This is a genomic window from Cryobacterium sp. Sr3 (genome assembly GCF_004402835.1).
Classification (GTDB): Bacteria; Actinomycetota; Actinomycetes; order Actinomycetales; family Microbacteriaceae; genus Cryobacterium; species Cryobacterium sandaracinum.
In genome coordinates, this window is the sequence record NZ_SOFA01000025.1 from 29047 (window position 1) to 56024 (window position 26978).

Annotated in this window: 25 protein-coding genes and 1 tRNA gene; 7 read left to right on the forward strand and 19 right to left on the reverse strand. The window is 67.7% G+C overall.

The window, feature by feature from the left end:
• Nucleotides 1-76: 76 nt before the first annotated feature.
• Nucleotides 77-472 (reverse strand): YchJ family protein, encoded by a 396-nt coding sequence (locus tag E3N94_RS06175; protein ID WP_104103582.1) that lies wholly within the window; start codon nt 470-472, stop codon nt 77-79.
• Nucleotides 473-773: 301 nt separating this feature from the next.
• On the opposite strand from E3N94_RS06175, the gene E3N94_RS06180 reads away from it, so the two are divergent.
• Entirely contained in the window at nt 774-992 is a 219-nt protein-coding gene (locus E3N94_RS06180) for a DUF1653 domain-containing protein (protein ID WP_174776123.1), read from the forward strand.
• Nucleotides 993-1152: 160 nt separating this feature from the next.
• On the opposite strand, the gene E3N94_RS06185 is transcribed toward E3N94_RS06180, so the two are convergent.
• The 11 genes from E3N94_RS06185 to rplU all read right to left on the reverse strand — a co-directional run bounded on the left by E3N94_RS06185 (nt 1153) and on the right by rplU (nt 8793).
• Nucleotides 1153-1225: transfer RNA gene (locus tag E3N94_RS06185), tRNA-Ala, on the reverse strand.
• A gap of 72 nt (nt 1226-1297) precedes the next feature.
• Complete coding sequence (gene rsfS, locus E3N94_RS06190; RefSeq protein ID WP_104194944.1) at nt 1298-1675, reverse strand: ribosome silencing factor; 378 nt, start codon at nt 1673-1675, stop codon at nt 1298-1300.
• A 40-nt stretch (nt 1676-1715) separates the two neighbouring features.
• The gene (locus tag E3N94_RS06195) at nt 1716-2705 is read right to left on the reverse strand and encodes a hypothetical protein (protein WP_134569963.1); all 990 of its coding nucleotides are present in this window, start codon (nt 2703-2705) and stop codon (nt 1716-1718) included.
• 47 nt (nt 2706-2752) lie between these two features.
• Entirely contained in the window at nt 2753-3355 is a 603-nt protein-coding gene (nadD, locus tag E3N94_RS06200) for a nicotinate-nucleotide adenylyltransferase (RefSeq protein WP_255409049.1), read from the reverse strand.
• Between the two features lie 14 nt (nt 3356-3369).
• Nucleotides 3370-3570, reverse strand: coding sequence for a hypothetical protein (locus E3N94_RS06205; RefSeq protein WP_104103428.1), 201 nt, complete (start codon nt 3568-3570; stop codon nt 3370-3372).
• Between the two features lie 64 nt (nt 3571-3634).
• The gene (locus tag E3N94_RS06210; RefSeq protein WP_104103426.1) at nt 3635-4897 is read right to left on the reverse strand and encodes a glutamate-5-semialdehyde dehydrogenase; all 1263 of its coding nucleotides are present in this window, start codon (nt 4895-4897) and stop codon (nt 3635-3637) included.
• 9 nt (nt 4898-4906) lie between these two features.
• Complete coding sequence (proB, locus tag E3N94_RS06215) at nt 4907-5689, reverse strand: glutamate 5-kinase (protein WP_104103424.1); 783 nt, start codon at nt 5687-5689, stop codon at nt 4907-4909.
• A complete protein-coding gene (gene proB, locus E3N94_RS06220) occupies nt 5686-6495 on the reverse strand; it encodes a glutamate 5-kinase (RefSeq protein ID WP_104103421.1) in 810 nt (269 codons plus the stop codon). The genes proB (E3N94_RS06215) and proB (E3N94_RS06220) overlap by 4 nt, the downstream gene beginning before the upstream one ends.
• Nucleotides 6492-8072: a GTPase ObgE gene (gene obgE, locus E3N94_RS06225; RefSeq protein WP_134569964.1), complete on the reverse strand. Its 1581-nt coding sequence runs from the start codon at nt 8070-8072 to the stop codon at nt 6492-6494. The genes proB (E3N94_RS06220) and obgE overlap by 4 nt, the downstream gene beginning before the upstream one ends.
• Before the next feature lie 135 nt (nt 8073-8207).
• Nucleotides 8208-8465: a 50S ribosomal protein L27 gene (rpmA, locus tag E3N94_RS06230; RefSeq protein WP_104169636.1), complete on the reverse strand. Its 258-nt coding sequence runs from the start codon at nt 8463-8465 to the stop codon at nt 8208-8210.
• 19 nt (nt 8466-8484) lie between these two features.
• Entirely contained in the window at nt 8485-8793 is a 309-nt protein-coding gene (gene rplU / locus E3N94_RS06235; protein WP_104103412.1) for a 50S ribosomal protein L21, read from the reverse strand.
• 191 nt (nt 8794-8984) lie between these two features.
• Between rplU and E3N94_RS06240 the strand changes: the two genes are divergently transcribed.
• Nucleotides 8985-9275 carry a DUF4031 domain-containing protein gene (locus tag E3N94_RS06240; RefSeq protein ID WP_104103409.1) on the forward strand — a complete coding sequence of 97 codons (291 nt, stop codon included), beginning with the start codon at nt 8985-8987 and terminating at the stop codon, nt 9273-9275.
• A gap of 121 nt (nt 9276-9396) precedes the next feature.
• Here the strand turns inward: E3N94_RS06240 and E3N94_RS06245 are convergent, their stop codons facing one another.
• Nucleotides 9397-12168 carry an Rne/Rng family ribonuclease gene (locus E3N94_RS06245; RefSeq protein ID WP_134569991.1) on the reverse strand — a complete coding sequence of 924 codons (2772 nt, stop codon included), beginning with the start codon at nt 12166-12168 and terminating at the stop codon, nt 9397-9399.
• Between the two features lie 279 nt (nt 12169-12447).
• Between E3N94_RS06245 and E3N94_RS06250 the strand changes: the two genes are divergently transcribed.
• Nucleotides 12448-13047 (forward strand): vitamin K epoxide reductase family protein, encoded by a 600-nt coding sequence (locus tag E3N94_RS06250; protein WP_241976732.1) that lies wholly within the window; start codon nt 12448-12450, stop codon nt 13045-13047.
• Nucleotides 13048-13622: 575 nt separating this feature from the next.
• Here the strand turns inward: E3N94_RS06250 and E3N94_RS06255 are convergent.
• The 5 genes from E3N94_RS06255 to ileS form a co-directional block, all read right to left on the reverse strand.
• Nucleotides 13623-14531 carry a hypothetical protein gene (locus E3N94_RS06255; protein ID WP_104103402.1) on the reverse strand — a complete coding sequence of 303 codons (909 nt, stop codon included), beginning with the start codon at nt 14529-14531 and terminating at the stop codon, nt 13623-13625.
• A 180-nt stretch (nt 14532-14711) separates the two neighbouring features.
• Nucleotides 14712-15134: a nucleoside-diphosphate kinase gene (gene ndk, locus E3N94_RS06260; protein WP_104103399.1), complete on the reverse strand. Its 423-nt coding sequence runs from the start codon at nt 15132-15134 to the stop codon at nt 14712-14714.
• Nucleotides 15131-15508: a DUF4233 domain-containing protein gene (locus E3N94_RS06265; protein ID WP_158250313.1), complete on the reverse strand. Its 378-nt coding sequence runs from the start codon at nt 15506-15508 to the stop codon at nt 15131-15133. Before E3N94_RS06265 ends, ndk begins: the two co-directional genes overlap by 4 nt.
• Complete coding sequence (locus E3N94_RS06270; RefSeq protein WP_134374178.1) at nt 15505-16932, reverse strand: folylpolyglutamate synthase/dihydrofolate synthase family protein; 1428 nt, start codon at nt 16930-16932, stop codon at nt 15505-15507. Before E3N94_RS06270 ends, E3N94_RS06265 begins: the two co-directional genes overlap by 4 nt.
• Nucleotides 16925-20404, reverse strand: coding sequence for an isoleucine--tRNA ligase (gene ileS, locus E3N94_RS06275; RefSeq protein WP_134569965.1), 3480 nt, complete (start codon nt 20402-20404; stop codon nt 16925-16927). The genes E3N94_RS06270 and ileS overlap by 8 nt, the downstream gene beginning before the upstream one ends.
• 451 nt (nt 20405-20855) lie before the next feature.
• Here ileS and E3N94_RS06280 point away from each other — a divergent pair, with 451 nt between their 5' ends.
• The 4 genes from E3N94_RS06280 to E3N94_RS06295 are packed head-to-tail and all read left to right on the forward strand — an operon-like array spanning nt 20856 to nt 26072.
• On the forward strand, nt 20856-22511 hold the full coding sequence (locus E3N94_RS06280; RefSeq protein WP_134374182.1) for an ABC transporter substrate-binding protein: 1656 nt from the start codon (nt 20856-20858) through the stop codon (nt 22509-22511).
• Complete coding sequence (locus E3N94_RS06285; protein WP_255409047.1) at nt 22499-23443, forward strand: ABC transporter permease; 945 nt, start codon at nt 22499-22501, stop codon at nt 23441-23443. The genes E3N94_RS06280 and E3N94_RS06285 overlap by 13 nt, the downstream gene beginning before the upstream one ends.
• Nucleotides 23440-24321, forward strand: coding sequence for an ABC transporter permease (locus tag E3N94_RS06290; protein ID WP_104103383.1), 882 nt, complete (start codon nt 23440-23442; stop codon nt 24319-24321). The genes E3N94_RS06285 and E3N94_RS06290 overlap by 4 nt, the downstream gene beginning before the upstream one ends.
• Entirely contained in the window at nt 24318-26072 is a 1755-nt protein-coding gene (locus E3N94_RS06295) for an ABC transporter ATP-binding protein (RefSeq protein WP_241987073.1), read from the forward strand. The genes E3N94_RS06290 and E3N94_RS06295 overlap by 4 nt, the downstream gene beginning before the upstream one ends.
• Nucleotides 26073-26210: 138 nt before the next feature.
• Here E3N94_RS06295 and E3N94_RS06300 read toward each other — a convergent pair whose 3' ends face one another.
• Complete coding sequence (locus E3N94_RS06300) at nt 26211-26849, reverse strand: cation transporter (protein WP_104103381.1); 639 nt, start codon at nt 26847-26849, stop codon at nt 26211-26213.
• Nucleotides 26850-26978 lie beyond the last annotated feature (129 nt).

Consider the following 26978-nt stretch of genomic DNA (forward strand, 5'->3'; position numbering starts at 1 on the left):
GAAGGTGCCCGCCCCGCGTTCGCGGCGCGGCTGAAAATCCACCTGGAGCNCTGAAAATCCACCTGGAGCAGCTGGGCTAGACGGCGTCCCGGTAGACCCACCGTCGGTTCAGGCGCACGAACCGGCTGATCTCGTGCTGCTGCGAGGAGACGCCGCCGGACCGGCTGTGCGCCGTGAACTCCACCACCCCTTCGGTGTCGAACGGGCCGCCCTGCGCGGTCCGTTCGATCTCGAGGCGGAGCCAACGCACGTCGGCGTCGAGTTCCAGCACCTCCGGGCGGGTGAGCGGATGCCACGTCGTGAGCAGGTAGTCCGGCTCCCCCACCGCGAAGGCCGCGTACCGGGACCGCATCAGCGCCTCCGCGGTGGGCGCAAACGCGTCCCCGCGGTGGAACCGACCACAGCACGCGGAATAGAGGTTGCCGCTCAGGCAGGGGCACGGTCGAGGGCGCTGCGGGCGCTCTGCAGGAATCGAAGTCTCGGGCACCCCTCCAGTATCGGGCAGCGTTCGGGCCGCCGGAACCCGGTCGGCTCGGTCTCGTACTCGCGTTCTGCCGACCTGTTCGATCGCAGCGTCGCGGTCACCTCCCCCCGTGCCGGGTTCGTTCTGTGGCTCCCGTCGCTCGGGTGTCGGCCGGACTCGGAGCGATACTCGCGGTGCGGGCAACCGGTGGCGGGACGGTCTGGGCGAGGTGGTCGGTGACCCGGTCCGGCTCGGGTGGGGAGATGACGGTTTGGAAATGTCGGGCGAAGGAGCCTAGAGTCAGCCCACCATGAATGACATTGCGATCGGCAGATACAAGCACTACAAAGGTCACCTCTACGAGGTTCTCGGCGTGGCCCGGCACTCGGAGACCGAGGAAGAGCTGGTGGTCTACACCACCCTGTACGGAGAACGCGGGCTGTGGGTGCGCCCCCTGGCCATGTTCACGGGAACCGTCCGCGTCGACGGCGCAGACGTTCCACGCTTCGCCCTGATCGACGGCGCGTGATCACCAGCCCCCGCAGTCGCGTCAGAGGGCCTCCGCGAGGATCCATCTGATCGATACATTTCATGCGAAAACTGATGAGCTTTTCTGCCCCACATAACCAGAGCAGGCCCCGACCGAAGTCGAGGCCTGTTCCATATTTTCGGCACGTTGTGCTACTCGGTGGATCCGAGGGGATTCGAACCCCTGACCCCCTGCATGCCATGCAGGTGCGCTACCAGCTGCGCCACGGACCCAGAATGTGTTTCGCAACCTGCCCGAAACAACTTCTCTAGGCTACTACATGATTAGCCTGCCGCTGACCACCGCTACTCGGCGGCCTTGTGGGCAGGCAGTGCGATGGGAATGACGGGGCAGTCTTTCCACAGACGTTCGAGCGAGTAGTACACGCGCTCTTCCTCGTGGAAAATGTGCACGACGAGATCGCCGAAGTCGACGAGGACCCAGCGCCCCTCGGCACGGCCTTCGCGACGCAACGGTTTGTGGCCGGCCTCGGTCATCTTGTCTTCGATCTCACCGGCGATGGCCACCACGTTGCGCTCGGAGCGGCCCGTGACGATCAGGAAGATGTCGGTGAGAGGCAGGGGATTGGATACGTCGATTGCGACGAGGTCCTCCCCCGCTTTCGAGTCTGCGGCGGCGGCGGCCACCTGGAGGAGCTCGAGAGCATGGGCAGAAGCGGTCATCGAATGAATCCCTGAGTTAGTGAAGGCGAAATGGATGGCATTAGAAAATCTTGAGGACGTAGCCGGCCACGATCAGGGCCAGCACGCCGAAAGCGAGCACGCCTGCGGTAACGGTAAGGACGGCCGGGACGGTCAACCCGCGCTTTCTCGGTGGAGCCATGACACCCCGGGTCGAAGCGTGCGTGCTGACGGCGCGGCTCGCACTGACCGGGGCGACGTCGCTATGGTGTCCACCCTCGTCGAGCTGGTCGAGCATCTGGTCCATGTCCGACGAGTCGAAGACGTTCGGCAGGGCTCCGGTGGAACCGAGGCTGCGGGGTAGATCGATCGACCCGGTGACCATAATCTCGCCGGTGCGCATGAGCGGGCCCGACGAAGATCCGTGGTGCGGGATGGACGGCAGGATCAGGGCGTTGGTCGTGGTCGGAATGCCGCCGGCGCTGATGCCGCGAGCCACGATCTGGTCGAACGGTTCGAGCTGTGTCACGCCGGGAACGTGGTCGTCAACCTCGTCGCGGGCCAGCGACCAGTGTCCGACCGGCGGGTGGAGCACTCCGGGTCGGGACTTGACCTTCGTGCGCGGGGAGGCCTCAATCAGGAACTCGACGGGCGGCGCCACCTTGGCGGGGGCCACCGGAACGTGCAGCGCGTCGATGGCGAAGGGGTGCGCAGCCGTCTCGGGCACAGGTGCGGGTGCGATCGGGGCAGCGGGGAGCGCCGACTCGGTGTGGGAGTTGTGCTTCAGCAGGAATTCGCCGGAATCGCCGGTCTGTGCGGTCTGAAGCGCGCGCAGCTCACGACGGGTCAGGGTGTTGTGGTCCTGCGCGTGGAGAACGCTGCGCGTGCCATCGACGGCGCGAGGCGCGAACGCGGACGGTGCGGCGGGATACTGCTGGGCGGCGTGCTGCTTCGCGGATAGGGCATCCTTCGCCGGAACCGGTGCCTGATCCACCGGTGCCGGTTCGAGCGGAGCCGGAGGCGCAGGAACGGCGGATTCGCCGACGACGACCTGCTCGTTCCGACTAGCCAATTCGCGGGCTTGTCGCCGCGTCAGTGGCTGTGGGTCATTACCCAACGTCATGCCACACTCCGATACAGATGATGCTTTGAGATGTACTGGACAACCCCATCGGGGACCAGATACCAGACCGGGAATCCCCGATTCACACGTTCCCGGCAGTCCGTGGACGAGATGGCCAGAGCCGGAACCTCCAATAAGCTTACGTCCTGGTTGGGCAATCCCGAAATACTGAGCTCGTGTCCCGGACGACTCACAGCCACGAAATGGGCCAGGTCCCAGAGCTCCTGAACATCTTTCCAGCCCAGGATCTGCCCCATCGCGTCGGCACCCGTGATGAAGAAGAGCTCCGCGTCCGGGCGTTCGGCGTGCAGATCCCGCAGGGTGTCGATCGTGTACGTGGGCCCGGTTCGGTCGATGTCGACCCGGCTGACGGTGAACCGGGGATTGGAGGCGGTGGCGATGACCGTCATGAGATACCGATGCTCGCTCTCGGTCACATCTGCCTTCTGCCACGGCTGACCGGTGGGAACGAAAATGACCGTATCAAGGTCGAAGCTCTGAGCCACCTCGCTGGCGGCCACAAGGTGCCCGTGGTGAATGGGGTCGAACGTGCCGCCCATCACGCCGATGCGCGGTGGGCGGGCCCCGGGATTATCGATGGTGACGCTTCCGATTAGTGGTCGCTGCGCGCGCCGCCGTGGGCGTCGGAGTAAGCCTTCGCCTTGGCCTGGTGGCGGTTGGCGACATCCCGGTAGGACCAGACGACGAAGCCGAGCGCGGCGAAGACCACGAGGGCGATCACTCCGTAGAGGAAGATCGGCATCGGCAAATCGACGAGCCCGGCCTCAGCCAGCACAACGGTCAGGAACGACATGGGATTCTCCATTCAGGGACTCACAAGGCACAGCGATACGCCATGGCCAACAGTCTAGCGGGGGCTATGCGCGCACCTGGCCGGAGCCACGCACGATCCACTTGGTGCTGGTGAGCTCGGGCAGACCCATCGGCCCGCGAGCGTGCAGTTTCTGAGTGGAAATGCCCACCTCGGCTCCGAAACCGAACTCGCCGCCATCGGTGAACCGGGTCGAGGCATTGACCATGACCGCCGCGGAATCCACTTCTCCGAGGAACCGGTCGGCGTTCACGATGTCGTTTGTGATGATCGACTCCGTGTGCCCGGTCGAGTAGCGACGGATGTGCGCAATGGCGTCGTCGAGGGAGTCGACGACCGCCACGGCCAGTTCGAGGCCCATGTACTCGGTGGACCAGTCCTCCTCCGTGGCCGGCACCGCCGCGGGGAAGATCTCGCGCACGCGGTCGTCGCCGTGCAGGGTAACGCCGGACTCCGTCAGCTTCGCCAGAACGGCCGGCAGGAGCCGCGCGGCCGCGGCCTCGTGCACGAGCAGAGTCTCGAGGGCGTTGCAGACACTGGGCCGGTGCACCTTCGAGTTGTGCACGATGTCGACCGCCCACTCCGGATTCGCCGACTCGTCGACGAAGATGTGCACGACGCCGGCCCCGGTCTCGATCACGGGCACGGTCGACTGGGTGACGACGGCCCGAATCAGGCCGGCGCTCCCCCGCGGGATCAGCACGTCGACAAGGCCGCGGGCCTGCATCAGTTCGGTGGCACCGGTACGGCCGAACGGGTCGATGGTCTGCACGCACGCCTCGGGCAGGCCGACCTGCCTGATCGCCGCCTGAAGTAGGGTGACGAGCACCCGGTTGGTGTTCTCGGCGGCCGATCCGCCCCGCAGGACGACGGCGTTGCCACTCTTCAGAGCGATGGCGGCTATGTCCACGGTGACGTTCGGGCGGGCCTCGTAGATGACGCCGACGACACCGAAGGGTACACGCACCTGGCTGATTCGTACGCCGTTGGGCAGGCTGGAGCCGCGCACAACCTCCCCAACGGGATCGGTGAGCAGGCTGATCTCGAGCACGGCGTCGGCGAGGGCGTTAATGCGCGCCTCGTCGAGGCTGAGGCGGTCGAGCATGCCCTCGGAGAGGCCATTGTGCGTGCCGGCGGCCAGATCCAGGGTGTTGGCGGCCAGAATCTCCGCAGCGCTCCCCCGCAGGGCGGCGGCGATCCCGTGCAACGCCTGGTTCTTCAACCCGGTCGACGTCGTGGCCAGAGTTCGGGCGGCGGTTCGGGCGGCTTCGAGGATCGGAGTGATCTGAGGTGAGTCGGTCTGCAGCATCCCGGTAGTTTAGGCCAGAGCGGGTTCGAACCAGGTTCCGACCGGGTCGCCGCGGAGTGCCTCGGCAACCAGACCAGTCGATGTGAGCAGCACGGCAGTGCCGGCCTCCGCCGCGATCCGTGCGGCCGACACCTTGGTGTCGGCACCCCCGGTACCCACGCCGGAGCGGCTGCCGCTGAGCTCGACACCGAGCATGGGATCGCCGCAAGGGACGTGATCGATGCGTTCCGCGCCCGGCAGGTGCGGCGCGCGCGTGTAGAGGGCGTCGACGTCGCTGAGCAGGACCAGCAGGTCGGCGTGGATGAGCGTGGCGACCAGGGCGGCCAACCGGTCGTTGTCGCCGAACCGGATCTCGTGGGTGGCGACCGTGTCGTTCTCGTTGACGATCGGCAGGATGCGCAGACCGAGCAGGCGATCCATCGCCCGGTGCGCGTTGCCTCGATGCGAGGGGTTTTCCAGGTCACCGGCAGTGAGCAGCACCTGGCCGGCGACGATGTCGTACCGGTCGAGGCTGTCCTGGTAGCGGAAGATGAGCAGGTTCTGGCCCACGGATGCCGCGGCCTGCTGGGTGGCCAGGTCGGTGGGGCGCTCGTCGAGTTGCAGGTAGGGCATGCCGGTGGCGATGGCCCCGGAGGAGACGAGGACGATCTCCACTCCGCGCCCGTGCGCTTCGGCAAGGGCATCGACGAGCGGGATGATCTGTGCGATGTTCGCGCCGCTGATCGAGGAGGAGCCGACCTTCACAACGATGCGCGCGGCCGACGCGACCTCGTGTCGGCCGAGTGCGCTCACAGAAGCGCTCGGCCGGGCGCGGTGGGCATCGGCTCGAACCAGGTGCCACAGGAGCCGCCGCGTAGGGCCTCTGCGGCCAGGCTCGTCTCAGTGACGAGAACGGCCGTTCCGGCGGAGGCGGCCAGGCGGGCCGCCTTCACCTTGGTGTCCGCCCCGCCGGTGCCCACGGTGCCGGCACCCTTGTTCGCCCCGAACTCCATGCCGTCCAGTTCCTGGTCGAACCCGATAAAGTCGATCGGTTCCGCACCGGGCAGGTGCGGGGGCTTGGTGTAGAGCGCGTCGACGTCGCTGAGCAAGAGCAGTAGGTCGGCGCGGATGAGCACCGAGAGCATGGCGGCGAGCCGGTCGTTGTCGCCGAATCGCAGCCCGTAGGTCGCGACCGTGTCGTTCTCGTTCACGACGGGCATGATGCGCAGGTCCAGCAGCCGGTTCACCGCGCGGCGGGTATTGCTGCGGTGCGGCTCGTTGAGTAGGTCACCCTCTGTCAGCAGCACCTGCCCCGCGGCAATGCCATAGCGGTCCAGAGTCTCCTGGTAACGGGCCGTGAGCACGTTCTGACCCACGGATGCCGCGGCCTGCTGGGTGGCTAGGTCGGCCGGCCGCTCGTCGAGGTTGAGGTAGTCCATGCCGCTGGCGACGGCGCCGCTCGACACCAGGACGACCTCCACGCCGCGATTGTGGGCCTGGGCCAGGACCTCGATCAGAGGTGCGATCTGCTCGGAGTTGTCGCCGCTGATCGACGAGGAGCCGACCTTCACGACGATGCGCCGGGCGGCGGCTACCTGGGCGCGGGAGCGGTGACTCATTCGGCCCCGCTCTCCTTACGGGGCGACACCGGGACTGAACCGTCGCCCGTGAGAGTGTCGCCGTTGTACTCTTCCTCGCCGGTCGACCACATGCCGGCCTCGCGCTCTCGGATCAGTTCGGCGCGTGCGGCTGCCTTGGCGTCCATCCGGCCGAAGTACTCCTCTCGGCGCTCGTTGCTGGTGCGTCGCTTGGAGTCGTCAAGGCGGGTGTCGGTGCCACGCGGTGCCGTGATCAGTTCGGCCGTGGAGGTGAGGGTGGGCTCCCAGTCGAAGACCACGCCGTTGCCGGGCCCGATGATGACCGTCGAGCCGGCGATCGCGCCGGCCTTGAACAGTTCGTTCTCGATGCCGAGCTTGGCCAGGCGGTCGGCCAGGAAGCCGACGGCCTCGTCGTTCTTGAAGTCCGTCTGCTGCACCCAGCGCTCGGGCTTGGTGCCGATGATGCGGTAGATGTTGCCGAACGACCCACCCTCGACCTTGACGACGAAGCCGCTGTCGTCGACGGCCTTCGGGCGGATCACGATGCGCGGCTTGACGGCCTGCGCCGCGGCGGCCTCGACCCGGCCGGCCTCGACGGTCTCGGCCAGCGCGTAGTTGAGCTGCTTGAGACCCTCATGGCTGACGGTCGAGATCTCGAACACGCGGTAACCGCGCGCCTCGAGGTCGGGCTTGACGAACTCCGCGAGCTCCCGGCCCTCGGGAACGTCGATCTTGTTCAGGGCGATCAGCTGGGGGCGGTCGAGGAGCGGCTTCTGGCCGTCGGGCACCGGGTAGGCGGCCAGTTCGCCGAGAATGACGTCGAGGTCGCTGAGCGGGTCACGGTCAGGGTCGAGTGTGGCGCAGTCGAGGATGTGCAGCAACGCCGTACACCGTTCCACGTGACGAAGGAATTCGAGGCCGAGGCCCTTTCCCTCGCTGGCGCCCTCGATCAGTCCGGGCACGTCGGCGACGGTGTAGCGCACCTCGCCGGCATCCACGACGCCGAGGTTGGGGTGCAGGGTCGTGAACGGGTAATCCGCGATCTTGGGCCGGGCCGCCGAGATGGCCGCGATCAGGCTGGACTTGCCGGCCGAGGGGTAGCCGACGAGCGCGACATCCGCGACGGTCTTGAGTTCAAGCTGGATGTCGCCTTCCCAGCCGTAGGTGCCGAGCAGGGCGAAGCCGGGGGCTTTGCGTTTGAGCGAGGCCAGGGCCGCGTTGCCGAGCCCGCCCTGACCGCCAGGCGCCACGACGATGCGGAAGCCCGGCTCGGTCATGTCGGCGAGTTCGTTGCCCTCGGCGTCTTTGACCACGGTGCCGAGCGGGACGGCCAGCTCCACCAGCTCGCTGCCGAAGCCGGCGCGGTGGTCACCCATGCCGGGGCCGCCGTTCGCGGAACTGCGGTGCGGGGACCGATGGTAACCGAGGAGGGTCGTCACGTTCGGGTCAGCGACGAGCACGATGTCACCACCGCTTCCGCCGTTGCCGCCGTCAGGGCCGGCGAGCGGCTTGAACTTCTCACGCTTGACGGAGACACAGCCGTTCCCTCCGTTGCCTGCTCGCAGGTGGAGAGTGACGTGGTCAACAAACGTGGCCATGGGGGTGCCCCTTCCAGGTGGCAAAAAGCTCAGTGGTGCGTAAATCATTGGTGCTATGCATCTTGTCGTGCGGGTGCCGTGAAACACGCAAAGGGCGAGCCGAAGCCCGCCCTCACGCTTACCGATGTGAAATGCCTAAGCGGCAGCCACCACGATGTTGACAACCTTGCGGCCGCCCTTGGCGCCGAACTCAACCGAGCCGGGCTCGAGAGCGAAGAGCGTGTCGTCGCCACCACGGCCGACGTTGACGCCGGGGTGGAAGTGGGTGCCGCGCTGACGGACGATGATCTCGCCCGCGCTGACAACCTGACCGCCGAAGCGCTTCACGCCGAGGCGCTGGGCGTTGGAGTCGCGACCGTTGCGAGTGGAACTCGCGCCTTTTTTATGTGCCATCTGTTCTGCTCCTCAGGGCCTAGGCGATGCCGGTAACCTGAACGCGAGTGAGCTCCTGACGGTGCCCCTGACGCTTCTTGTACCCGGTCTTGTTCTTGAACTTCTGGATGACGATCTTCGGACCGCGGAGATCGTTCAAAACCTCGGCCGTGACCGTTATCTTGGCCAGTGACTGGGAGTCAGAGGTAATCGTGTCGCCGTCGACGAGAAGCACTGCGGCCAGCTCGACGTTGCCGTCCTTATTGGCTTTGATTCGGTCCATCGTGACGATGGTCCCGACCTCTACCTTTTCCTGCCGCCCACCGGCGCGCACAACTGCGTAAACCACGTTACGTACCTATCTCTGGGGAGCCGTGAGGCCCCGTGATGGAAAGTTACTGCCTTAAACACGCCAAGTCGGCCCGTCGCTCTCAGAAAACCACGGTGATCGCGGGGGCAAAGGCCCGTCGCACACCAAAAGTCAACGTTAGCCGATCCTGCTGCGACGGTCAAACCGAGGCCGGATCATAGAATCGGGTAATGACCGTCTTGATCGACAAGCCGATGTGGCCCGCGCATGGCACCGTCTGGTCCCATCTTGTCAGCGATTCGTCACTGGCCGAACTGCACGCTTTCGCGGCCCGCAACGGAATCCCCCGCCGCGGCTTCGACCTGGACCACTACGACGTACCCGCCCACCGCTATGACGCCCTCGTGGCCTCGGGGGCGCATCCGGTGGACAATCGGGAACTGGTTCTCCGGCTCCGCGCAAGCGGCCTGCGTGTGCGCGGGCGGGACCGATCGGGCAGCGGCTCTCTCCCAGAGTCCTGATCGGGGCCCGAAGCGCTGCCTCGCCGGTTGAAAGAGATCGGGAGACCGGCGACGCCCAGCCCCGTGGGCTGTGCGCCGCCGGTCTCCCGATCGGTTCGATTCGTTCCTGCAGGGATTCTCGTTACTGCTGGGAATCCGGGGCCGTGGTCATGATCGGCTGGGCCGACCCGGTGGATCCGCCGGCCGTCGTCACCCGCCGGCTGCGCGAACGCCCCTGGCCCGGCTGCTTGGGCTCGGGCAGGGCGTCCAGCACCGAGTCCAGCAGCTGGTCGGTGACCTGCTTGCTGACCGTGCGGCGGCTACGGGAGGACTTCTTGACCGGGATGTCCAGGATGGCGACGGGCTCGTCGTCGTCGGGCGCTGCGGCCTCGTGCGCGGCAGGCGCCTCGACCGGGGTCTGCTGCGCGTCCTGCACCGGGGTTTCCGGGGTCACGATGGGCGCTGCGCCCCGCTGGCGGGGCGTGGAGGACGCCCTACGGCTGCGGCGTGCCGACGGTGCAGACGTCTCGGCCGCGACTGCCTCATTCACGGCCTCCTCGATCGGGTTGGCCTCGGCGGCCGGGTTGGCTGATGCGGCGGTCGCCGCGCCGACAGATGACCCGTCGGCTGAGGCCGCGGGGGCGGCCGCCTTCTCCGCGGGAACCGATTCCGGCATCGCCTCAGGCAGGGCAATGATCGGGATCGAGCCGGTCAGGGCGCGCGGGATGGTGCGGGCGGCGATCAGGGCGAGGGCGTGCTTGGCATCCTCGGTGATGCCGTGGGTGCCGTGTCCGGACTTGCCGGCATCGGCCTGAGACGCGTGCACGGCTGCGGAGTTGGTACCGTTTCCGTTTCCGCCGCGGTGCCCGTTGTCGCCGCCGGAATTGGTGCCCGACTTGCTGCGCGGGCGACGCTCCATGGCCGGCTGAGCCGTCTGGCGGTGCTTGAGCACCGGGTCGTGGTGGATGACGATGCCTCGGCCGGCGCAGGCTTCACAGTTCTCGCTAAATGATTCCAGGAGTCCGAGACCGAGCTTTTTGCGGGTCATCTGCACAAGCCCGAGCGAGGTGACCTCGGCGACCTGATGCTTGGTGCGGTCGCGGCTCAGGCATTCGAGCATGCGGCGCAGCACGAGGTCGCGGTTGGTTTCGAGGACCATGTCGATGAAGTCGACGACGATGATGCCGCCGATGTCGCGCAGACGCAGCTGGCGAACGATCTCTTCGGCAGCCTCGAGGTTGTTCTTCGTGACGGTCTCCTCGAGGTTTCCACCAGAGCCGACGAACTTGCCGGTGTTGACATCGACGACGGTCATGGCCTCGGTGCGGTCGATCACGAGGGAGCCACCGGACGGTAGCCAGACCTTGCGGTCGAGGGCCTTCTCGATCTGCTCCGAAATGCGGTGCTCGTCGAAGGCGTCGTTCTCGCCCTCGTAGCGCTCCACGCGCTCCACCAGGTCCGGTGCGACCTGGCGCAGGTAGGCCTCGATGACCTCCCGGGATTCCTCGCCGGAGATGACCATCTTCTGAAAGTCCTCGTTGAAGACATCCCGCACGATCTTGATCAGAAGGTCCGGTTCGCTGTGCAGCAGGGCCGGTGCCTGCACCGTGTCGACCTGCTTGGCGATGGACGCCCACTGCGAGGTGAGCCGGTTGACGTCGAGCGTGAGCTGCTCGTCGGTGGCACCCTCGGCCGCGGTGCGCACGATGACTCCCACGTTCTCGGGCAGAACCTCCTTGAGGATCTTCTTCAAGCGCGCCCGCTCGGTGTCGGGCAACTTGCGGCTGATCCCGTTCATCGAGCCGTTCGGCACGTAGACGAGGTAGCGGCCGGGCAGTGACACCTGGCTGGTGAGTCGCGCACCCTTGTGCCCGATCGGGTCCTTCGTGACCTGCACGAGCACCTTGTCGCCCGGCTTGAGCGCGAGCTCGATGCGCCGAGCCTGGCTGCTGTTGCCGGAGTTCTCGGCGGCAGCCTCCCAGTCGACCTCACCCGAGTACAGCACGGCGTTGCGGCCGCGTCCGATGTCGACGAAGGCTGCTTCCATGCTCGGCAGCACGTTCTGCACCTTGCCCAGGTAGACGTTTCCGATCAGCGAGGCATCCTGATTCTTGGCGACGTAGTGCTCGACCAGCACACCGTCTTCCAGCACCCCGATCTGAATCTTGTTCTGCTTGGCCCGCACGACCATGACCCGGTCGACGGATTCGCGGCGGGCGAGGAACTCGGCCTCGGTGATCACCGGGCGACGGCGCCCGGCATCGCGGCCGTCACGGCGGCGCTGCTTCTTGGCCTCGAGGCGGGTCGACCCCTTGATCCGCTGGGGTTCGGTGATGAGTTCGGGTTCGCGGGGCGTACGCACGCGAACAACGGTGTTCGCGGGGTCGTCGGATCCGGACCGGTTCTCGTCGCCGGTGCGCCGACGGGCGCGACGACGAACGGTCGACGACTCGTCGCCCTCGTCGTCATGGTCCTGACGGATGTCCTGGCCGGTGTCCTGGCGCTGGTCCTGGCGCGCGGTGTCGCGGCGCGCTCCGGTGCGGGCCGGTTGCGGCACGATGACCGGGGCCTGGAACACCAGCGAGGTGGACGGGCGGCGAACCACATCGGCGGTCGGGGTGGGCGGCGGCGTCGGTTCCACGGCAGCGTCCTGTTCTGAGTCGGGGGTTTCGCCGAACGGAGCGGCGGCTGCCGGCTCGGTCACGGCGTCGTCGGTGTGGACGCGGGGTGTCTGCGCTGCTGAAAGCGGCTCGCGCGTCGCCGCAGCGACGTTCTGTGCGGCGTCATTGTGCTGCGCACTGTTGTTCTCAGGCGCGGCCTCCGGAACGGCCACCGGGGTGGCAGCCCTCCGCGAGGTGCGGCGGGTGCCGAATAAACCCTTGCGTTTTTTGATGTTTTCGTTGTCTTCCACCATCACTGGCGCGCTCCTTGACCAGTGTGGGCGACCGCGCCACCCATCCGGCTACTCTCTCGTGCGAGGATCACGCTTGCGCGAAACCCTCGGAAATCCTCGTCGTTCGCAACCGGCTCTTGGCTCTGGCTGCTAATACCTTTGGTCGTGGGACCAATGAATCTGGGCCTTTACGGCCCATTAAGACTTGTATGGCGTCAACTTGAGCGCGGCCCAAGCGACTGTTCCGATTATCGCATGCATTCTCAGGAACACATGCGAGGCACATGACATAATCCAATCGTGCCCCACAACCCGCCCGTCAAGCGCCCCATCGGGCTCGCCATCTTCTTCATCATCGGTGGTTTGATCGCCCTCACCGCGGCTTTCCTCCTGACCGTCGACAAGTTCGCGATCCTCGAGGACCCGCAGGCCCAGCTTTCCTGCAACTTCAGTGTGCTGGTGGGCTGCAGCACCAACCTGGGATCGTGGCAGGGTGCCATCTTCGGTTTCCCCAACCCGGTGATCGGCTTGATGGCCTGGCCGGTCGTCATCGCGATCGGCGCCGCGATCCTGGCCGGGGCGCGGTTAGCCCGCTGGTTCTGGATCGCGCTGAACGTGGGCGTCACCGGCGCCCTCGCGTTCGTGATCTGGCTGATGGCGCAGAGCTTCTTCGAGCTCGACGTGCTCTGCCCGTGGTGCATGGTGACCTGGACGGTCACGATCCCAATGTTCCTAGCCGTGACGCTGCACAACCTCACGGCGGGCAACCTCCCAGCGGGGCCGCGCGTGCGGCGCCTGGCATCCGTCGCCTCCTCCTGGATCATCGTGATCACGATCGTCTGCTATCTGATCGCCGCCGTCATCGCCCAGGTCGAGATGGACTTCCTGAACCGCCTGTAATGGCGACCCTGCCCCCGTCCGGTTGAGACCCGGTGGTCGAGCTCCGGTGACGTGGCGGCCGGAGGTTGCCGCTCCGGGCATCCGTGGCGGTTGCTAACCTCGGAGATTTTTGCGACACGCCGCTCACGGCGCCAAAACCGGTGTGTCTCAAAAATTTCCGCGTTTATGTGACGACGGATGCGTGCTGCGCGCCCCGCGACGGCTGTTCCCTTTCCACCACAATGCGCGTTTGATCAAGTTATCCACAGGGCGCTGACGGGTGCCGATCTGGGGCATGGAATGTCAGTGGCTGCCCGTAACGTTTTTCTCATGGAGTCCCCATACAGTGAGCAGCTAGAACGCCTGGGTCGTCACTTCGACGCCATCCGGGAGACCCAGGCGGACGCCGCCCTGGGTCGACGCCCACCTGGCCGAACAGGTCGATCAGGCCCGCCGGTTCGCCGAAGCCCTGGCCCGCGACGCGGCCCAGGCAGCCAAAGACAAGGCCAGGGAGGGACCCCGGCCGGGGCGGGGGGTTACACAACCACCGGGTTTCGACCGGCAGAGCCATCGGCCGGCTCAGCCAGCACCGCGGCTCAGCGCGTGGTTACGGTTCCGCCGAGAGAGGCGACCGCCCGCAGCAGTCGGGGACCCTCGGCGACCCAGGCCACGAGCATCACGACCAGGGATGCGGCGAAGATCCAGAATCCGGTCCAGCCGTCGTCGCTCTGCGCCGCGTACATGTGGTTCAGGTTGCGCAGGGCACCGGTGGCGAACACCAGCGTGACGTGGATCACGATGAATGCAAGGAAAAAGACCATCACGCCCACGTGCACGGCCCTGGTCGGGCGCAGCGGAAACAGTTCTCCAAGCCGGCGCGACGTGCAGAGCGGTGACAGACGGATGCCCGAGGCCAAGGCGAGCGGCGCGGCCACGAACACGATGCTGAAGTAGCTCAGAGTTTGTAGCGCGTTGTAGTTCACCCAGCCGTCGGTGACCGGCCAGTCCAGCGAGGCGTACTGGAGGGCGGCCGAGAGCGCATTCGGAATGATGTCCCAGCTGACCGGCACGATGCGCACCCACTGACCGGTGACGAACAGCAGCACGTAGAAGACGATCCCGTTGAGTACCCAAAGGGCATCCACCGCGAGGTGCAGCCAGAGGTTGATGCCCAGCCGGCGGGGGGCACGTCGGGTTCGAAAAAGGCCGGTGTTGCGCCGGGTCCAGAACATGCTCGGGCGCCCGGCCGTGCGGATCTGCCAACCCGAACGCACGATGAAGAGCAGGAAGAAAACATTCAGGCCGTGCTGCCACGCCAGCCACGCGGGGAAGCCGACGGGGGCCCACGACGGCAACGGCGAGGCCCCCGGGAAGTCGACCAAGAACTCCTGCGCCATCGGCAGGGAACGGATGCCCCGGGCGGCGAGCACGACGGCGACCAGCAGGATGATCGCCAGCGGGATTGCCCAGACCAGATTGAACCAGGGGTTCCGGGCATGCGGCATGGTGAGGCTTTCTAGTCAGACGAATCAAAGAGGATGTCGGCACATGCTCAGCGGGGCTCTGCCATCATCGGCCATTCTGCGACAGCGGTGCGCTTGGTGCACAAAGCAACGACATCTGGTACCGACGAGGACAGCCGCCTCCAAGCATCCGGTCAGTGGCTGTTCCCCGGTCGGTACGGGTCAGTCGAACCAGAGGGCCAGTTCGCGGTCGGCCGACTCGGGCGAGTCGGAGCCGTGCACGAGGTTCTGCTGCTCCTTGGTGCCCCAGTCTCGGCCGAAGTCGCCGCGGATGGTGCCGGGAGCCGCGGTGGTCGGGTCGGTTGTGCCGGCCAGGGAGCGGAAGCCCTCGATCACGCGTTCGCCGGCGATGCGCAGCACGAGGATCGGACCGCTTTCCATGAACTCCACGAGAGGTTCGAAGAACGGCTTGCCCTGGTGCTCGGCGTAATGCTCGGCCAGCAGGGACCTGTCGGCCTGCACGAGCTTCGCGTCGACGAGGGAGTACCCCTTCTGCTCAATGCGACGCAGGATCTCGCCGGAGAGGTTGCGGGCAACGCCATCCGGTTTGACCAATACGAGCGTTTCCTGGACCTGGGTGCTCATGAGTTCTCCTTCTCGTTGTTCTCGTTGTTGGGAAAGTTCTGGTTCTGGTTGTCGATCCGGGAGCCGGCGATCATGCAGTACGTCCACATGGCGGCGAACATGCCGCCGACGAAGAACATGGCCGGATTGAGGAAGCCGGCGGCCACCATGATCAGCTGGAGGATCCAGCCGACCACGTAGGCCCACTCGTAACGGAGCAGCGCGAGCACGGCGACCATGGCCAGCCCCAGCACGGCTCCCCCGCCGAGGGCGAGCCACGGCGGCAACGCCTGCAAACCGAAGATCACCAGGGCGGCGAGGGCAACCACGATGACCTCGAAGCCGAGCACGATCGTCGCGAGCGTGCGCTTCACCGAGCGGGGAGCGGACGTCATTTCGCCAGCCATTCCCGTGCGTCGGCCAGAATGATGGCTTCGCCGACGAGGGTGATCGACCCGGTCACGATCACAGCCCGCTTGGGCGACTCGAGGGCCCAGTCCCTGGCGGAGTCGAGGGCCTGCGCGAGGTCGTCGAACCGGACGGTTGTCTCCTCGCTGCCGAGGTCGGCGATCAGATCGGCGAGGTCGTCGACGCCGATCGCGCGCTCGGACTGCGACTGTGTGACGTGGAACCGCACCACCTTGGACTGCAGCGCGGTGATGATGCCGGTCGCATCCTTGTCGGTGAGGATGCCCACCACGGCCACAATCTCGTCGAAGTCGAAGTAGTCGGCCAGTGCAGTGCTGAGGGCGGCCGCTCCGTGCGGATTGTGCGCGGCATCCACCAGGACGGTCGGTGCGATTCCGATCAGTTGCAGGCGTCCGGGCGAGGTGACCTGCGCGAGGCCCTCCTCGACCAGGTCATGCGAGAGCGCCGTGGTGCCGGCCCCGAGGAAGGACTCGACGGCGGCGATCGCGACGGCCGCATTCTGCGCCTGGTGCGTGCCGTACAGCGGCAGGAACAGGTCCGAGTAGGTGCCGGCGAGGCCGCGCACCGAGATGAGCTGCCCGCCCACGGCTACCTGGTTTTTGAGCAGGACGAAATCCTCGCCCTCACTGGCCAGGGTCGATTCGGTCAGCTCGGCGGCCCGCTCGAGTTCGGCCTGCGCCGCCTCGCCCTGCCGGGCGGAGACCACGGCGGCGGACGGCTTGATGATGCCGGCCTTGGTGCGGGCGATCTCGGCGATCGTGTTGCCGAGGCGGAGCGTGTGGTCGAGGGCGATGGGCGTGAACACGGCCACCTGCCCGTCGGCGACGTTGGTGGAATCCCACTCGCCGCCCATGCCGACCTCGATCACGGCGACGTCGACGGGGGCGTCGGCGAAGCAGGCGAAGGCCAGCACGGTGAGCGCCTCGAAGAAGGTGAGCACGTCGTCGCCTGCCGCCTCGAGCTCCGCGTCGACCATGGCCAGGAAGGGTTCGATGTCGGCCCAGTTCGCGGCCAGGGCCTCATCGGTGATGAACTCCCCGTCGATCACGATGCGCTCGTTGAGCCGCACCAGGTGCGGGCTCGTCATCAGTCCGGTGCGCAGCCCGTAGGCGCGCACGATGCTCTCGGTGATGCGGCTCGTGCTGGTCTTGCCGTTGGTGCCGGTGATATGGATCACCGGGTAGACGGTCTGAGGGTCACCCAGCAGTTCGAGCGCCCGCCGGGTCGGGGCCAGACGCGGCTTCGGCGCACCCTCGCCCACGCGGGCGAGGAGGGCGGCGAAGACGGCGTCCCCGGCCTCACGGCCGGCGTCGGAGGACTGGCGCGGCCTCTTCGATCCGGGCTCCTTCGATCCGGGCTTCTTCGATCCGGGCTTCTTGGGTTCAGACATGGACGAGTCCGTCCTCTCGGGCGACGGCGACCAGGACGGTCCCCCGGTTGGCATAGTGACCAGCCTCGTAAAGCACGTAGTGCTCGACGGGGAAGCCGACCAGGCTCTGCAGCCATTCGGACGGCAGACCGTGCGCCAGGCTGTCATCGGACACCTCGGTGGCCACATGGGTGGCGAACCGGAGGGTCAGGGTCTCCGCAGCGACGTCGACGCCGGCCGCAAGGGCGAAGGTCGCGGCGTCCTCGGCGGAGTAGAAGACGAGGTCGAGACGGATGCGGTCGCTCACTTCGAATCCGGCCGACTTGCGGGTGTCCTGCACGGCGCGGATCAGGTCGCGGGCGAAGCCCTCCGCCTCGAGTTCCGGGGTGGTCTGCGTCTCCAGCAGCACGAAACCGCCGCCCGCCAGGAGCGCCAGAGCCGGGGCATCCGCCGCCGTGTCGTCAGCGACGGCGGAACCGTCGGCCGGACCGGTCTGCAGCACGAGTTCGTACTCCCCCGCGGCGAGCGAGGTACCGCCGGCGGTGACTACGCCGTCGGTTTCGCTCCAGTCGCCGGCGCGGGCGGCCTTGATGACCTGCTGCACCTGCTTGCCGAGTCGCGGGCCGGCTGCCCGGGCGTTCACGGTGAGCCGGGAGGTGATGCCGTAGGCGCTCGCGCTGTCGTCGGCCAGTTCGACCAAACGCACGCTCTTCACATTCAGCTCGTCGCGCAGGATGCCCTCGAACGGGGCCAGGGCCGCCGTGTCGGTGGTGACCACGGTCAGAGTGGCCAGCGGCAGACGCACGCGCAGCCCGGACTGCTTGCGCAGTGACAGCACGGTGGAGCTGATGGTGCGCACCTGGTCCATCGCGGTGACGAGAACGGCATCGGCCGGGAACAATTCGGCGTCGGGCCAGTCGGTCAGGTGCACGCTGCGACCGCCGGTGAGGCCCTGCCAGATACGCTCGGTGACGAGCGGGAGCATCGGGGCGGCCACCCGCGTCACCGTTTCGAGCACGGTGTAGAGCGTGTCGAAAGCCTCGTTTGCGGTGGATGAGACCGTCGAGACCGAGACCGAGACAGAGGCCCCGGCGCCGGCCCAGAACCGGTCGCGCGAGCGGCGAACGTACCAGTTGGTGAGCACGTCGGCGAAGTCCCGGATTCGAGCGGTCGCCTGGGTGCTGTCGAGGTTCTCGAGGTCGGCAGTGACTTCCACGATCAGATCGCGGGTCTTGGCCAGCAGGTAGCGGTCGAGCACGTCGGTCGAGTCGGTGCGCCAGGTGGCGTCGTAGCCGTTCTCCCCGGACGCGTTGGCGTAGAGGGAGAAGAAGTACCAGGTGCTCCAGAGCGGGAGCATAACCTGGCGGGTACCCTCGCGGATGCCCTCCTCGGTGACGATCAGGTTGCCACCGCGCAGCACGGAGGAGCTCATCAGGAACCAGCGCATGGCATCTGAGCCGTCCCGGTCGAACACCTCGTTCACGTCGGGATAGTTGCGCAGCGACTTGGACATCTTCTGGCCGTCGTTGCCGAGCACGATGCCGTGGCTGACCACGTTCTTGAAGGCCGGACGGTCGAACAGGGCGGTGGAGAGCGTGTGCAGCATGTAGAACCAGCCGCGGGTCTGGCCGATGTACTCCACGATGAAGTCGGCCGGGTTGTGGCTGTCGAACCAGTCGGCGTTCTCGAACGGGTAGTGCACCTGCGCGAACGGCATCGAGCCGGAGTCGAACCAGACGTCGAGCACATCCGTGATGCGCCGCATGGTGGACCGCCCGGTGGGGTCGTCGGGGTTGGGTCGGGTGAGCGCGTCGATATAGGGGCGGTGAAGGTCGGTGGGGCGCACGCCGAAGTCCGCCTCGAGCTCGTCGAGCGAGCCGTAGACGTCGACGCGCGGATAGTCGGGGTTGTCGCTCTTCCAGACCGGGATGGGCGAACCCCAGTACCGGTTGCGGCTGATCGACCAGTCGCGGGCGTTGCCGATCCACTTGCCGAACTGGCCGTCCTTGACGTTCTCCGGCACCCAATTGATGTCCTGGTTCAGGTCCACCAGACGGTCGCGGAAGTCCGTGACGCGCACGAACCAGCTCGACACGGCCTTGTAGATCAGCGGGTTGCGGCAGCGCCAGCAGTGCGGGTAGGAGTGCTCGTAGCTGGCCTGGCGCAGCAGGCGCCCCTCATTCTTGATCAGCTGGGTGAGCGGCTTGTTCGCGTCGCTCCAGAGCTGGCCGGCGACCTCGGGCACGTCGGAGAGGAACTTGCCGCCCGCGTCGAGGGAGATGATCACCGGGATGCCGGCGGCCACGGAGATCTTCTGGTCCTCCTCGCCGTAGGCGGGCGCCTGGTGCACGATGCCGGTTCCGTCGGCGGTGGTGACGTAGTCTGCCACGACGACGGTCCAGGCGTTCTCGGTGCCCCAGACCGCGGTGTCGGCGTAGTAGTCGAAGAGGCGGTCGTAGCTGACGCCCTCCAGGGCGCTGCCGAGAACCGTGCGGGAGATCGCCGCGGTCGCCTCTGCCGCCGAGTCGTAGCCGAGGTCCTTGGCGTAGTTGCCGACCAGGTCGATCGCGATCAGGTATTCGGCGCCGAAAACCTCGGTGGTTGCGACGGATGCCGCGGCATCCGCCCCGGAAACGGCCTCCCGCAGCACGGTGGCGTCCGGTGTGCCGTTCGGCCCGGCCGGCACGACGGCATAGACGATCTCCGGGCCCACGGCGAGCGCCAGGTTCGTCGGGAGGGTCCAGGGGGTGGTCGTCCAGGCCAGGGCGCGCACGGCGGTCAGCCCGAGGGCTTCGGCCTTGGCGCCGACCAGCGGGAAGGTGACCGTGACGGTCTGGTCCTGGCGCATCTTGTAGACGTCGTCGTCCATGCGCAGTTCGTGGTTGGACAGCGGTGTCTGGTCGCGCCAACAGTACGGCAGCACCCGGTAGCCCTCGTAGGCCAGGCCCTTGTCGTGCAGGCGCTTGAAGGCCCAGATCACGGACTCCATGAAGGTGATGTCGAGCGTCTTGTAGTCGTTCTCGAAGTCGACCCAGCGCGCCTGGCGGGTGACGTACTCCTCCCACACCTTGGTGTACTTGAGCACGGAGCTGCGGGCGACGGCGTTGAAGGCCCCGATGCCCATCTTCTCGATCTCGCTCTTGTCGGTGATGCCGAGCTCGCGTTCGGCTTCGAGCTCGGCCGGCAAGCCGTGCGTGTCCCAGCCGAACCGGCGGTGCACCTGCTTGCCGCGCATGGTCTGGAAGCGCGGGAAGAGGTCCTTCGCGTACCCGGTCAGCAGGTGGCCGTAGTGCGGCAGCCCGTTGGCGAACGGCGGGCCGTCATAGAAGACCCACTCGGGGGCATCCGCACGGTTGTCGATCGACGCCTGGAAGGTGCCGTCGGCTTTCCAGAACGCGAGCACCTCGGTTTCGATCTGGGGAAAGTTCGGTGAGGGCACGATGCCGCCGGGTTGGGCGGGAGAAGCGGACTGCTGGCCTTTGGGGTACGTCATGTCTCTCCTGGACGAGTCGGGCAGGTTGTGTCATTCACAGATCTGCCCCTGTTCCACGAGGACGCCGACTCCGAACGGGATTCGCCGCGGTACCACCTCGCTTGTCTCCCGGAGCCGAGGCTTCGGAAAACCGCTTGTTCTGAGGCTGTGACGGGCCCGACCCGTTCGGTTCTACTGAGAACCGCCGCGAGGGTGGTTGCCGTTCTTCCGAAGACTCACCGGTGATAGCCGGATCACAGTCCTACTTGAAAAGTCTACCCTGCGCCTAACCCCGGGTGTACAGCGCGCGGTGCCCGCACACGTCTGCTCAGCGAACAGCTCTCCTGTGTTCTACGATGGTCCTCAATCATTTTATTTGTGGACCCCGTCCAACACGTGCCCGAGGCCCCTAATCTTGCGGGTCCAGCAGGTGCACACTCGGCCCATCGGGCGCCGCGGAAAGAGACCCATAATGCACACTTCGGGGTACACCCATCGCACAGCGCGCACCCTGACCGGGCTGGTCGGCCTCGCCGCCACCGGCATCCTGCTCACCGGCTGCGCCACCGCTGAGTCCCCCGAAGCCACCCGGCCTCTCACCGGCGGCACGTTGACCTACGCATCCGGCGACGCCGAGCCCACCTGCCTGGACCCGCACGTGGGCGGCAACTACCCGCAGGCCCTGGTCAGCACGCAGTACCTTGAGTCGCTTGTGTCCCGCAACGCGGACGGTGAGATCATCCCCTGGCTGGCAGATTCGTGGACCGAGAGCGCCGACGGGCTGGCCTGGGACTTCACGCTCGCCGCCGGCGTGAGTTTCACCGACGGCACCCCGCTCGACGCCGCCGCCGTGCAGGCGAATATCGCGCACATCCAAGACCCGGAAACGGCCTCGTCGACCGGCTACCTCGCTCTGGGGAAGGTCACCGGCACCGACGCGGTCTCCACCAACGTTGTGCGCCTTACGCTCAGCGAACCCGACAGCGCCCTGCTCGAATCCCTGTCACAGCCGTGGCTGGCGATCGAATCGCCCACCGCGCTGGCCCGGAGCCAGGACGAGAACTGCGCCTCCCCGGTCGGCACCGGCCCCTTCCAGGTCGAGAAGTGGGTACAGCAGGAATCGATCACCCTGGTGCGGAACGAGAAGTACAACTCCCCGCCCGCGGATGCCGCGCACACCGGGCCTGCCTACCTCGACTCCATCGTCTGGCGCTTCATCCCCGACTCCGCGTCCCGCTACGCGGCTCTGCAGTCCGGCGACGCCGACGTGATCGACAACGCCCAGCCCGACACCATCGTGCAGGCCGAGAAGAGCGACACCATCGTGCACCTCGACGCCCCTCGCCCGGGTGCCTCGAACCGAATCGAACTGAACTCCGGCCGCGCGCCCTTCAACGACCCGCTCGTGCGGGAGGCGTTCATCCGCTCGGCGAATGTCGACGACGCCGTCACCAGCCTCTTCCGGGGCACGGCCGAGCGCTCCTACTCCGCCCTCTCCAGCGTCGAACCCCTCGCCGTGTCGGGCCCGGACCTGTTCGCGTACGACCCTGAGGCCGCCTCGGACCTCCTCGATTCCGCCGGCTGGACCGAGCGTGATTCCAACGGTTACCGGGTGAAAGACGGCGTGCGCCTCACGGTCGACTTCCCGGTGAGTACGAACCAGTCCATTCCGGCGGAGCAGTCCCTGTTCGAGCAGATCCAGGCCACCGCGAAGAAGACCGGCTTCGAGGTTCTGCTCAGCCCGATGGACCTCTCCAGTTGGTACACCGCGCTGGGCGAGAACGACTACGACGCCGTCAGCGCGCCGTACACGAAGGTCGGACCCGACGTTCTGCGCATCCTCTTCCACTCCGACGGGATCACCCCGGCACCCAGCGGCTACTTCGCCAACCACGCCCAGGTGAACGACCCGGCCATCGACGCCCTACTCACCCAGGCCGGCCAGGTGACGGATGCCGATGAACGCGCCGCCCTCTACGCCGACGCGCAGAACCAGGTGCTCGCGGGCTTCTACATCCTGCCGCTCTTCGACCAGCAGAACCACTACCTGCTCGGCACCGATGTGGTGGGCGCGCGGGCGCTGCCGACCGTGTCGACGCCCACGTTCTACGATGCGTGGCTGAAGTAGCGCGGGCAGCCCGGGTCGTCCTGGCCCGCCTGGGAGGGGCGGTGCTGGTGCTCTGGATGGTGGCCACGCTCACCTTTTTCGCCATCCGTCTGATTCCCGGAGACCCGGCCGAGGCCATCCTGGGTGGCCCCGGCTCGCAGACCTCCCCGGAGGCGCTCGCCGCGGTGCGGGCGGAATACGGGCTCGACCAGCCCGTGCTCGTGCAGTACCTGGCACAGTTGGCTCGCCTGGCCACCGGGGATCTTGGCCGCTCCTACTCACTGGACCAGGACGTCGCCCCGCTCCTGGTCGGCCAGCTCGGCGGCACCCTGCTGCTGGCCGTGCTCGCCCTCGCTGTGGCCTGGCTGCTCGCCCTCGGGCTGGCCACCTGGTCGACCCGCGGCGGGCGCGTCGCCTGGTACCTGGGCTCCGGTCTGGAGATCGTGGCTGCCGCGCTCCCTCACTTCTGGCTCGCGACGGCGCTGATCGTGTTGTTCAGCGTCTGGCTGGGCTGGCTGCCGCCGATCAGTACCTCCGGGGTTTCCGGGCTGGTGCTGCCGGTGCTCACCCTCGCCGTGCCGCTGGCCGGGTTCCTTGGCCAGATCATGCGGGAGTCCCTGCTCACCGCGCTGGAATCCCCATTCGTGCTCTCCGCCCGCGCCCGGGGCGAGAGCGAACGCGGGGTGCGCTGGGTGCACGTGATCCGGCACGCGTCACTGCCGGCGATCAGCCTCTCCGGCTGGGCATTCGGCTCCCTGATCAGCGGGGCAGTGGTGGTCGAGACCATCTTCGCCCGGCCGGGCCTCGGCCGCACGCTTCTGAACGCGGTGACCGTGCGCGACGTGCCGGTCGTGGTTGGTGCTGTGCTGATCGTGGCCGTCGGGTACATCCTGATGACCCTGTTCACCGATTTGGCCCAGCGCATCGCCGACCCGAGGCTGCGGGCACGATGAGCGACCTCGAGATCCAGGCCGGGCTGGGCCGGTCGCCGCGCACCGGCGCGCCCCAGTCGCCGCGCGCGCCCCGCATTCGCCGGTTCGGCGTGGCCGAGGTCCTGGCGGGCCTGTTCGCGCTGTTCCTGGTCACGGCGGCATTGTTCCCCGCGCTCGTAGCGCCCGGCGACCCGCTCGGGATCGACCCGCTGTCCGCGTTTCAGACCCCCTCACCCGCGCACTGGTTCGGCACCGACGAGTCCGGCCGGGACATCTATACCCGGGTCAGCCACGGCACCGGCAGCTCCCTGCTGATCGGCACCCTCGCCACCGTGATCGGCCTCGGCCTGGGCCTCGTGCTCGGCACCCTGGCCGGTATGCTCGGCCCGGTCGTGGACTTCACCGTGAACCGGTTCCTCGAGGTGCTGTTCGCGTTCCCCGGCCTGCTGCTGGCCCTGCTCTTCATCCTGATCTTCGGGCCGGGCGTTGCCACGGCGACCATCGCCGTGGGCCTGGCGACCGCTCCCGGCTACGCCCGCATCATCCGCGGCCAGCTCTTGTCGGTGCGGTCATCGGCCTTCGTCGAGGCGGCGACCGTGCTCGGGCGCAGCCCCGTCCAGATCCTGATGCGCCACATCCTGCCGAACACGCTCGCGCCGCTGTTCGTGCTCGGCACCCTCGGCATCGGTCAGGCCATCGTCTGGGCGTCGGCGCTGAGCTACCTCGGCCTGGGCTCGGCGCCGCCCGCCGCGGAGTGGGGCGCGATGCTCTCCGCCGGGCGCACCTACATCGGCTCGGCCTGGTGGATGAGCTTCTTCCCCGGGCTGTTCATCGTGCTGACGGCGGTATCGGCCACGGCGCTCGGTCGCGGCATCGAGCGACGGGTGAGGCGCGCGTGAGTGACGAGAGCGGCGTGGGCGCTTCGGTGGGCGCGCCAGACGAGGGTGACGGCGGGGTTGCCCCGGCCGTGCGGGTGCAGAACCTCGTCGTGGGCTTTGGACCGCAAAATGATACCGACCCGGTGCTGAACGGCGTCTCGTTCGAGGTGGCCCCCGGGGAATGCCTGGCCCTGGTGGGAGAGTCAGGCTCGGGCAAGAGCGTCACCGCGCGCAGCCTGCTCGGCCTGGCCGGCGACAACGCCTGGGTGCGCGCCGACGAGCTGAGCCTCGCAGGCTCCGACGTGCGCGGACTCTCCGAGCAGAGCTGGCGCCGGCGGCGCGGCCGCGACGTGGGCCTGGTGCTGCAGGATGCCCTGGTGTCGCTGGACCCGCTGCGCCCGGTGGGCCGGGAGATCGCCGACTCGCTGCGACTGCACACCCGCCTCGGTGCAGCGGCGCGCCACGCCCGGGTGCTCGAGGTGCTGGCCCGGGTGGGCCTGTCCGACGCCGGCAACTCTGTGCGGAAGCGCGCGGGCGAACTCTCCGGCGGCCAGCGCCAGCGCGCCCTGATCGCGGCCGCGATCGCCCTGGACCCGCCACTGCTGATCGCCGACGAGCCCACGACGGCGCTCGACGTCACGGTGCAGGCACAAATCCTGGAGCTGCTGACGGGTCTGAAACTCGCCGGCACCGGCATCCTGCTGATCAGCCACGACCTGGCCGTCGTCGGCCGCATCGCCGACCGGATCGCTGTGCTGAGCGAGGGACGGATCGTGGAACAGGGACCGGCGCACGCGATTCTGACCCGGCCGGAGCATCCGGTCACCCGGCAGATGCTCGCCGCGATCCCGGTCGACAAGCCGCGCGGGCTGCGCCTCAGCCCGCGGGCCGCGGCCCCGGTGTCGCCCGCCGCCGCGCCCTTTCTCGCTCTCTCAGATCGTGCCGACCCTGTCGCTCCCCGCAATACGGTGCTGGAGGCCACCGGCCTGGTCAAGCGCTTCACCCGGCCCGACGGCACCGAGCAGCTCGCGGTCGACGGGGTCTCGTTCCGGCTCGAACGCGGCACGACGCTCGGCATCGTCGGCGAGTCCGGCTCCGGTAAAACCACGACGGCCCGCCTCGCGCTGGCGCTGACCCGGCCGGACGCCGGCGAGGTGCGGGTGCTCGGGCAGCCGTTCAGCGCCGCCTCGGAGAAGGAACGGCGGCTCCTGCGGCCCCGGCTTGGTGCGGTCTATCAGGATGCGCTCAGCTCCTTCGACCCGCGGCTGAGCGTCGAGCAGGTGCTCCGGGACGCGGTCGGCGGCGGGCGCACCGGGCGCGGCGCGGCATCCGCCTCGGCTGCCACTGCTGCCACTGCCTCGGCTGCCGACCGGCTGCGCGTGCTGGCGCTGCTCGACGCGGTGGGTCTGCCGCAGGGGCTGCTTGGCCGGCGGCCGCTGTCCCTCTCCGGCGGGCAGCGGCAGCGGGTGAGCATCGCCCGGGCGCTGGCGTCGGGGCCGCAGATCCTGATCTGCGACGAGCCCGTGTCGTCCCTCGACGTGACCGTGCAGGCCCAGGTGCTCGACCTCCTCGACGAGCTGCAGCGGAACCTGGGCCTCAGCCTGCTGTTCATCTCCCACGACCTCGGGGTGATCCAGCACGTCAGCGACCAGGTCGCCGTAATGCTGGACGGCCGTATCGTCGAAACCGGCGCAACGGCCCGGGTCTTCGCCGCGCCGGAGCATCCGTACACGCAGACCATGCTCGGCGCGGTCCCCCGGATCGGGTTCTGACCCTCGAGCAACTCCGTACCGAACGAATTCGACGGAGATTTTGCCCGAAACGCCTTGTTTAAAACCCGAGAACCGGCTCCCAGAGCAAAATCTCCGTCGAATTGGTTAGACCACCGCCTGATACGGGGGCTCACCCTTTTAGTTGACGTGCAGCACCACCGGCGGCTCCACCTCGCCGCGCCATGCCTCGATGCCCTCCTTGATCGCGAACCCGGCGATCACGAGGGCGGCGAGCGAGTCCGCCCAGGCCCAGCCGAGGAGCGCGTTGGCCGCCAGCCCGAGCAGCATCGACCCGGACAGCCACGCGCAGAGCAGCAGCTGCCGGGCGTCGGCGATCACGCTGGCACTGCCGAGCTCCGCGCCGGTCCGGCGCTCCACGCCTGCCACCCCGGGCATGATCACGAGGCTGAGGCACGCGATGACGATGCCCAGCGGGCTGGGCGCCGCCTCGACAACCCCGGCGAAGCTCAGGCCGGCGGCCAGGATCACGTACCCGGCGAGGGTGAAGAACGCGATCGCGATGGCGCGGAGGGCCGGTTTCTGCCAGCGCTCAGGATCGCGACGGGAGAACTGCCACGCGATGACCGCGGCGGAGAGCACCTCGATGACGGAGTCCAGGCCGAAGGCGATCAGGGCGGTCGAGGATGCCGCGGCGCCCGCCACGATCGAGGCGACGGCCTCGAGCACGTTGTAGCCGATCGTGAAACCCACGATCCAGCGCACCGTGCGGCGCAGCACCGTGCGACGGGCCTCGGACAGTGTTCCCGGGTCATCCATGGCACCCCTTCCCGCTCCAATCCTGCCACTCACGGCGAGGCCCGGCCGGGCGCTGCAGGCGCTCCGGCAGCCTGGTGACGGCCGGAGTCGGCGGACGACGGGGCATCCGGTAAGTTGGATAAGGCCCAA

Bases quoted from the DNA above. Each gene is read 5' to 3' on its own strand.
- E3N94_RS06210 (WP_104103426.1), bottom strand. From the start codon at position 4,897: ATGCTGCAGACCGACTCACCTCAGATCACTCCGATCCTCGAAGCCGCC.
- E3N94_RS06270 (WP_134374178.1), bottom strand. From the start codon at position 16,932: ATGTCTGAACCCAAGAAGCCCGGATCGAAGAAGCCCGGATCGAAGGAG.
- E3N94_RS06180 (WP_174776123.1), top strand. From the start codon at position 774: ATGAATGACATTGCGATCGGCAGATACAAGCACTACAAAGGTCACCTC.
- E3N94_RS06240 (WP_104103409.1), top strand. From the start codon at position 8,985: ATGACCGTCTTGATCGACAAGCCGATGTGGCCCGCGCATGGCACCGTC.
- rpmA (WP_104169636.1), bottom strand. From the start codon at position 8,465: ATGGCACATAAAAAAGGCGCGAGTTCCACTCGCAACGGTCGCGACTCC.
- E3N94_RS06205 (WP_104103428.1), bottom strand. From the start codon at position 3,570: ATGTCGTTCCTGACCGTTGTGCTGGCTGAGGCCGGGCTCGTCGATTTG.
- E3N94_RS06300 (WP_104103381.1), bottom strand. From the start codon at position 26,849: ATGGATGACCCGGGAACACTGTCCGAGGCCCGTCGCACGGTGCTGCGC.
- E3N94_RS06280 (WP_134374182.1), top strand. From the start codon at position 20,856: ATGCACACTTCGGGGTACACCCATCGCACAGCGCGCACCCTGACCGGG.
- proB (WP_104103421.1), bottom strand. From the start codon at position 6,495: ATGAGTCACCGCTCCCGCGCCCAGGTAGCCGCCGCCCGGCGCATCGTC.
- obgE (WP_134569964.1), bottom strand. From the start codon at position 8,072: ATGGCCACGTTTGTTGACCACGTCACTCTCCACCTGCGAGCAGGCAAC.
- rsfS (WP_104194944.1), bottom strand. From the start codon at position 1,675: ATGACCGCTTCTGCCCATGCTCTCGAGCTCCTCCAGGTGGCCGCCGCC.
- E3N94_RS06255 (WP_104103402.1), bottom strand. From the start codon at position 14,531: ATGCCGCATGCCCGGAACCCCTGGTTCAATCTGGTCTGGGCAATCCCG.
- E3N94_RS06290 (WP_104103383.1), top strand. From the start codon at position 23,440: ATGAGCGACCTCGAGATCCAGGCCGGGCTGGGCCGGTCGCCGCGCACC.
- E3N94_RS06245 (WP_134569991.1), bottom strand. From the start codon at position 12,168: ATGGTGGAAGACAACGAAAACATCAAAAAACGCAAGGGTTTATTCGGC.
- ileS (WP_134569965.1), bottom strand. From the start codon at position 20,404: ATGACGTACCCCAAAGGCCAGCAGTCCGCTTCTCCCGCCCAACCCGGC.
- ndk (WP_104103399.1), bottom strand. From the start codon at position 15,134: ATGAGCACCCAGGTCCAGGAAACGCTCGTATTGGTCAAACCGGATGGC.
- E3N94_RS06265 (WP_158250313.1), bottom strand. From the start codon at position 15,508: ATGACGTCCGCTCCCCGCTCGGTGAAGCGCACGCTCGCGACGATCGTG.